General features: G+C 52.7%; 7 protein-coding genes. 1 reads left to right on the top strand and 6 read right to left on the bottom strand.

Going from position 1 to position 6961, the window contains the following annotated elements; all coding sequences use genetic code 11:
• Nucleotides 1-524 precede the first annotated feature (524 nt).
• Nucleotides 525-1268: a ribonuclease H-like domain-containing protein gene (locus QJT78_RS46930; protein WP_281460708.1), complete on the bottom strand. Its 744-nt coding sequence runs from the start codon at nucleotides 1266-1268 to the stop codon at nucleotides 525-527.
• Between the two features lie 303 nt (nucleotides 1269-1571).
• On the opposite strand from QJT78_RS46930, the gene QJT78_RS46925 reads away from it, so the two are divergent.
• Complete coding sequence (locus QJT78_RS46925; RefSeq protein ID WP_212479325.1) at nucleotides 1572-2246, top strand: hypothetical protein; 675 nt, start codon at nucleotides 1572-1574, stop codon at nucleotides 2244-2246.
• Nucleotides 2247-2259: 13 nt separating this feature from the next.
• Here the strand turns inward: QJT78_RS46925 and QJT78_RS46920 are convergent, their stop codons facing one another.
• The 5 genes from QJT78_RS46920 to QJT78_RS46900 all read right to left on the bottom strand — a co-directional run bounded on the left by QJT78_RS46920 (nucleotide 2260) and on the right by QJT78_RS46900 (nucleotide 6920).
• Entirely contained in the window at nucleotides 2260-2607 is a 348-nt protein-coding gene (locus QJT78_RS46920; RefSeq protein ID WP_281460707.1) for a DUF3024 domain-containing protein, read from the bottom strand.
• A 22-nt stretch (nucleotides 2608-2629) separates the two neighbouring features.
• Nucleotides 2630-3190, bottom strand: coding sequence for a hypothetical protein (locus QJT78_RS46915; protein ID WP_208089725.1), 561 nt, complete (start codon nucleotides 3188-3190; stop codon nucleotides 2630-2632).
• Between the two features lie 1223 nt (nucleotides 3191-4413).
• On the bottom strand, nucleotides 4414-4593 hold the full coding sequence (locus tag QJT78_RS46910) for a hypothetical protein (protein WP_208089724.1): 180 nt from the start codon (nucleotides 4591-4593) through the stop codon (nucleotides 4414-4416).
• A gap of 283 nt (nucleotides 4594-4876) precedes the next feature.
• On the bottom strand, nucleotides 4877-5800 hold the full coding sequence (locus QJT78_RS46905) for a hypothetical protein (protein ID WP_208089723.1): 924 nt from the start codon (nucleotides 5798-5800) through the stop codon (nucleotides 4877-4879).
• Nucleotides 5745-6920 (bottom strand): plasmid replication protein, CyRepA1 family, encoded by a 1176-nt coding sequence (locus tag QJT78_RS46900; protein WP_281460706.1) that lies wholly within the window; start codon nucleotides 6918-6920, stop codon nucleotides 5745-5747. Before QJT78_RS46900 ends, QJT78_RS46905 begins: the two co-directional genes overlap by 56 nt.
• Nucleotides 6921-6961: the final 41 nt, after the last annotated feature.

Here is a 6961-nt window from a genome sequence, read left to right as displayed (position 1 = left end):
CCAGCAACCGTCGAGGCCCTCCGGCAGTTCTGGATGCCTATACGCTTCAAGCGCGGTGCGTAGGCCGTCCGCACCAAGTCCGTGGCTCCGTGGGCCTCTCGTACCGTTTACGGCGAAAAGCCGAAGGCAATCCTGTGCGCCTCGTCAGACAAGATGTGCGGCCGCATCAATCGGGCCCAACAGCCGCACTCTCACGAATAGGACGGGCTAGTGATAAGACCTTCCCTGTCATTGCTCTTGCTAATGATGTCGTATCCCAAAAGAAATGGCTGCTGACGGGAGAACCGAGCAACCGGACCATTTGGGCTGGAGTTTTGCTGCGAGGTTAGCCGCATACACACCATTTGCTGCCAGAATCGTGCTCGTCCAATCGGTTCCTTGACGGCTGCACAGTTCCGTTCGAGACGAGCTTTAACAAAAGCGTTGCCCTTTTGCTGTTCGATAAGTCGCCTCACACGCTGAATATCCGCGTCGGTCACTTGCCAGTGAAGTTTCATCGAATGTTGCTCGGCTGTGCAATACGATCAAACGGCTTTCGGCAGCTCGTTGCTTTCCGCAGTGGACTCAAGCCTCGGGCGAGCCGCCAAAAAGGTTGCAAGCGAGATTTCGCTTGCCTCATACGAGGACCTAGAGAGCCTTCCGCAAAACAACTCGTATCTCAGCCAGACGCGGTAGGTATTGACGACGTCAGTTTCGCAATAGTCAGCGATTTCCTTGATTCGTCCTGCTCGAAAATACTGCTCAACTTCGCCGCCATGAATTTCATCTGGCTTTCCGGGAAAGCCGAGTATTTTGCTCAGTTCGTCAAGCTTCACTTTCGCTCCGGAACTGAACGAGGACAGTTCGTCGCATAAGTCAAGAGCATCGGTGCTGTATCGCTTAAAATAGGCGCGGCTGGATAAGCCTGGCGCGGCGATACCATGCACCATGGCGCGATATCGTAAGACAGGAAGATCGAAGCTACTGCCATTGAAGGTAACAAGCTGAGGTCGTAGTTGAGCAATCCTGTCTACGAACGCAGCAATCAATTCGGGTTCAGTGCGGTCGCCAACGTGCGGAGCGCCGATGGCATCAACCGTCCAATGATCACCTTCGAGGTGAGCAACAACTGCCCCGATGCAGACGATTGAATGATAGATGTGCTTCGGAAATTTGTCGCCTATGGCATCCCGAACTTCCTGAGCGGTCTTATCGCTGAGTCCGTTCGCTTTAGCGAAGCCAGACAAATCGGGCACCGTTTCTAAGTCCCAAACAATAACACTTGGCATTGTGCGCCTACGAAATGTCGAAAGCCACTTCAAGTGACAAACATCGAAACAATACACGCAGGCGGGGATTGGTCAAAGGACCGGGGCAGGCAGGCAACTGAATGGTCGCTGGTATGGTTGCCTTTTGGCGGGTCGGAATGCCTTGAGGACGCGGAAAGTACAGCCAGCGACCATGCCAGATGGTTTGGAAGGCATCGGCGACAAATACGAGGTTCGGTGCCTCGCAGGATAAATAGTCATACACGGCATTCCCAGAGCATTTGATGAGGGCTGCCTTTGTCAAATGTTCAAAAGGGTCACGTCATGACGTCTGCTATCGGATTCTCAATCGATAATACTGACCTGCCTAGGCTTCTCGCTGATTGCGTCAAATCCCATCTTTTTCACTCCTCGCCAAACGTAGCGTCGAGTTGGGATGAGCTTTGGACGTATCCGCGCTATTTCGGTGTCTATCGAATTGGCGACGTTGAGGAAGTGTTTAAATTCAACCGCACGGACATTGATCGAGCAGTTGACGCGATGGCGGCTGCATGCGCCGAAAGCGTTCCGCTTTCCAGCGACGATCATCCAATCGATATTGGATCGTTTGTGACCGCTTCAATCGAGAAGGCGAAAGCCTTTGACATGGATATCGTGGAGGAATGGGTACGAACAAAGCATGCGTTGCCATCCTCGAAATTCTGTTCTGAGAACGCGAGGGAGGTGGTAAAATCCTACCTACAATACGGGTTCGAAAAACGATCGAATACCAAGAGAACCCTGGGGTCTCACTTCGTTTTCGCGTTCGTTGTGCCGTTGGCAGAGAAGGCGACGGACGAGAATTGCGTCATAGTCGAGGACTGTCAGCCAGAGGAATTTGAGCGCGCGGCATCGATGTGTAATCCCGACTCTATGAGTCACTTGGACGACAAGTCGCGAGCCAATGCCGCGAAGTACGGCTTCCGATTGTACGACTACGAACGTCGCTTCGTTCATTGAGACGCCAGCAGTTCTAGCCGAAGAAGCAGGCATGTTCGTCCTTCTCTACAACATCCAAGAAGGCTTCAATTGACGGCACCGTCAGATTTGGCTCGTAGCCGTGCCACTTGAGGTCCGCTCGTTGCCAGAAGACCTTCCAATTGCGAGCGCTCTTGTTGTACGTCGCTTTGGCGATGGGATTCTCGATCTTCCTGCTTGCATCCTTCCAATGGGGGCGGACCTCGTAAATCTCGACACTCTGGTCATCGATACGGAATGTCAGGTCGACTTGGTGGCGGACGTGCGGTCGTGGTCGTCGCCTCTGGACGAATTCGGCAACCATCTTCTCGCAGAGTTTGATCTCGAATTCTGAGAGCGTCAAGGAACGCAGCCTCCGTATTCAGCTATGGTACTGGAAAGCGACCTTTTGCAACCGCGTCAATCACACGCTTCGCATGGGCAAGCTTACGGAAAGCGGCGACTGACATCGCGGCTTTCTTCTCAGCAACGTTGATATCGTTTTCGCTCAGCTTGGCTGAAAATCGAAGCCGCTGCGCAATCTGCCACAGCTTCAGATCAGGTTCACGCAGCCGCAAGTCGTATGCTTCAAGGTCCGTCTTGAGTGATGAGACGCGGAATTGGGCTGAGACGGGATATTCTGCTTTCGAATCCTTCATCACTCGTTGCCCGCGTCCCCTCTTGTGCCGCTTTTGCAGGATTGTCTTTACGTGGCTCAATATTGCTCGCTTTGAGAATGTTAGCGGGATTGCAATGACAAGTTGTGATCCGTTTTCCCAACTGTCCTGAATTGCCGATATGTCGGATGGCAGGAGCGGGATCACGCTGCTTGTGACCGCGGGTTCGGCAAACAATCGAGCGCCACGATCTCCCGTCGTCCACCAAGTCTTGAAGTCCACCGCATGCACGTCGCCGAAATCCTCGTACAGCTCGGCTGTACTGCCCATTGCCGTCGCGCTCGCAGGTTTTGCGGTACCCCTCATGGCGACGGAGGAATTCCCACCAAAGATAATAGATGCTGCTTTCCCAATGAACGCCCGTGTCGCTCTCCCGTTTACGGAACAGCGGATGCTTGAACATGAAGTGTCTGAGAAAAGCAGGCATCGTCTGATCTTATCATTCGAAATCGTTCAAGCGCGTGATTACGAAAGATAGTCCAGAGTTGTCTGAGTGCCAACTGTCTTATCATTGGAAAATGCACGAAAACCGCGAAATGGGATAAAAACGCTGCCCGTGGCATCATCTGGAAATCAAACGCGCCCCGAAATCCCTTCGTGCCGGTTTTGATTATAAGAGGAATAGAATGAGTTACTTGCCTAAAGAACCAAACCTCAGTGCTGAAATTCGAATGATATTCGACCGCTATTCGTGCCGAAACGCGTTTGTCGTGTTCAATAACACTCCACCACAGCACGTAAATCCGATCAGGCGATCACCAAGACTGGCAAACAACGACAATAGTCCGCTTGCGACGAAGAAGAGGAGTGCCCGATAATGACCGCAACTCGTTTCCACCCCCGCACTTTGAACTTACCTGGTCACCAAGCCGCCAGACGGCAAGCCCGCTTGCCAAACTGGGTCAAGGACAATTGGGGGTTCGAATCAATGATGCGCCGTCTCATTCGCGGAGAACTCTACGAAGAAGAAGCACGCGCGCTCGGTGTATCTAAGCAGCGTTACCGTCGGCTCCGTCGCCGTGCAATCCGGAGACTCTATGACCGAAAGTAGTGCCTAGTGCAGCGTCATCGAAGTGCAGCGGATCATAATCCGCTGCACCTTCCACTCGACAAGAGTGGCATCTCCATTGGTGTGTTGCTCATTGAGCGCAGGACTGCCGTCATTGTGCGGAGAACAGCCGCTGACGACCGCGTTCCGTTCAGAGAGGGGTCCAAGCGACAAGAATCGCATGATCGTGTGATTTTCGTAGGACCTCGTCTGTTAGCTTTCGAATAGCTGCTTGACGAACCTGATCGTTGTCCGAAGGGTTGACGGTAATCGCGTTGACTTTTCTGGCATTCGACAGAAGGCGGACAATGCGGCTGTGATCGATATTCATGGCTGCCACGGCTCTGGGCGTGCGATGACGCGGTCGATACCATGGCGGATCAGGTTCGAGACCGTTCGATATCGGGATGGGACGTGTCGTAGCAGATCGCTCAGGCGCTCTGGATCAATTCTGAAGCTCAAGACTTTTGTTTTGTGCATCTTCAATCCTCTTTTTCTCCCTAGCCCGCTTGAAGTCGAGCAAGTGCCAATGCAGTTCCATGGCTGATCTACGAACCTTTTCGTCGCCATGAAACAGTGCCGCAAACTGAATATCGAATAGGAACTCGTCGTCTGTTACAGCCATGTTTATAATCCGTTTGGTTTTGAAATACGACGGATAGCGATGCCATCCAGTCGGTCTATTTATGAATCGCGGCAATACAGCCGACGATATTTGCTGCAGAATTGCGCTGAGTTGCTGTGGACCGATGCGGACGCGACAGATCCCCGATCGTGGCTATGGCAGCTTTGCAGCTTAAGGGAGTTTGCAATACGTTGGATCAAATCCAACCAGAATCATATGCCATTGTCTGATGGTCGCCTCACTGCGTGAGGCGGCTCGCGAAGGCGAGCCGCTGGAATGGATGTCAGCTTTTGTGGGAGGTGTTGTCTTGCAGCTCTTCCGGCAATTCCTGTTGATCCCAGCCGTGCATTTCGTAGACCGACCGCCAAGCATTGGTCGTCGCCCGCTTTTCCACGAGTGCGGTCATTCGTTTGTAAGCTGCGCTATCGAACTGGTAGCGGTAGACGATCTTGCCCTGAATTTTCTGCTTTTTAAGCGGCTTGCAATTCAAACCGACCAGCTTGAGCAGCTGATTTAACTGGGTCATCGGCTTCGAGCGCACGTCGGCGCGGACCTCGAAGTCGAGGAGGTTTTCGACGATGGCTTTCTGCTTCAATATCGCGGCTGAGAACGGCTTCAGGTCGTCACTGGTCAGGGTTGTCGGCGTCCAGTTGCCGTCTTTCATCAGTGGCGTCTGGTGCAACAGATTGAAGATAGCGCGGGTAACTTCCTGCGAGGTCTTTAGGAAACGGAATCGCTTATCGAGTTTTGCAGCACCGCTAATATCCAGCTTGGAACGCAAATCGCCAGTCATTCCAGCGATTTCGTGGGTCCTCTTTGCGAATGCTTGAAGGTTCTCAAACCGAAGCACTGATTGGCGGTACTTGCCATTGTTGTCTAGTTTCATCAGCGATCTGGTTAGCGGTCGGCGGTAGAAAAGTTCAAACCACATTCGTTCTCGCGACCACTCCTCCGCGACTGTGACTTTTTCGTTTTCCGACAGCCGACCGTCGATTTCTTGGAATTCCTGAAAGGTAAGCGGTCGCGCATGGAGCAGGGCGTTCATACGCTTAGATTTGATGAGACGTTCGCCCAACTTCGCCAGATCGCGTCCTGTTTGGTTCAACGTTTCGTCTGGATCGATCAATTCGACGGTGTATCCCTGATGCCGTTTAAGATCGAGAAAATGCTTTTTTAGATTGTTCTTCGAAGCTCGTTGCTGCGACACGATCAGCGATCGCCATATCGAGAAGCGGATCGTCGTCGAGATAGGTGGGTCGTCCGAGGGCGTCGTATCCCACCAGCAAGTTTTTGTACGAATTGCTGACCTGAATATCCTTCCTGATGACATCTACGGCGGTGTCGAAATTGAACCTCCGCGGACTGATCCAGACTTTGACAGCGCCTGGATGGCGAACACGGGCTAGCTGTTGATCGCAATCAAAATGCGTCGTGATCAACGCGTCGAAAAAGCCGTACACGACATCAATCTCCTGCGCGTCATCTGGGAATGCAATGTCCACGCCAGTACCCAGCGAAGGTGACGTGAGAATCACGCTGTACCGAAGAGCCTGTTTGCTGGGGGTTTCGATGAATGCTTTAACGGGCGGGTCGTCTTTTGTAGCGCTTGTAATCAAGAGACCGCGTACTGTTCCCTCAAAGTCAGCAGCGATGGCGGCGTTCAGGTTGTCGATGCGCCGCTTAGAGTTGGAGGTAACAAAGACGCGTTTCTTGTTGTCGATGGCTTGCTTGAGATCAGCAAGGAGATGACTTTCCGATTGGAATATCGCGATTGTTTTGTCGACAGGATGGTCATTGAGGATGATGTGGGTTAAGCGCGGTGCAGCGGGAGGAGGGGAATGAGCTGGTCGTTCATTCCTCATTTTTGTTAGCGTTTCGAACGTCAGCCAGCTTAAATCGGCGTCGAGAGCGATCACGCGCTTTGCACGCTGTATGAGCATCTTGAATAGGATGAATATCGCTTCGCGATCTCGACCCTCCGAGTCCATGGTTTGTGAAAGAAAATGCGAGAGAACCTGCTCGGATTCATCAATTATGATAGTCTTGAAGATGTTCGCGGTTCCCGTGCGTGATCGCAGTCGTTGTAGGCTATCGAGGCAGATGCCGACGCGTAGCCGATCAATGGGACCATCAAAATCAAGATAGCATTCCAGTTTGAGACGCGCGCAGCTTTGGCGAATGAGGGCTACGCGATGTCCGATGAGCAGAACGCTGCCAGGATCGGCGTCAAGAACGGCGCTGAGGCGCTCGGTCTTTCGATAGCGGTACGACGACCCCACCTCGTTTAGGTGGACGGGATGAGCGAGACTCGCGCGTGGATTTGACAACGCGAGGGACGCTCGTTCCATGCATCAAGACAGACATCAAG

This window comes from Bradyrhizobium sp. Mp27 (genome assembly GCF_029953005.1).
Taxonomy (GTDB): Bacteria; Pseudomonadota; Alphaproteobacteria; order Rhizobiales; family Xanthobacteraceae; genus Bradyrhizobium; species Bradyrhizobium barranii.
The sequence above is the reverse complement of the archived record's forward strand: the minus strand, read 5'-3'. Positions and strand labels throughout refer to the sequence as shown.

What these genes read in the sequence shown, in the direction of transcription:
- QJT78_RS46925 (WP_212479325.1), top strand. Translation starts at nt 1,572, where the DNA reads ATGACGTCTGCTATCGGATTCTCAATCGATAATACTGACCTGCCTAGG.
- QJT78_RS46930 (WP_281460708.1), bottom strand. Translation starts at nt 1,268, where the DNA reads ATGCCAAGTGTTATTGTTTGGGACTTAGAAACGGTGCCCGATTTGTCT.
- QJT78_RS46915 (WP_208089725.1), bottom strand. Translation starts at nt 3,190, where the DNA reads ATGGGCAGTACAGCCGAGCTGTACGAGGATTTCGGCGACGTGCATGCG.
- QJT78_RS46910 (WP_208089724.1), bottom strand. Translation starts at nt 4,593, where the DNA reads ATGGCTGTAACAGACGACGAGTTCCTATTCGATATTCAGTTTGCGGCA.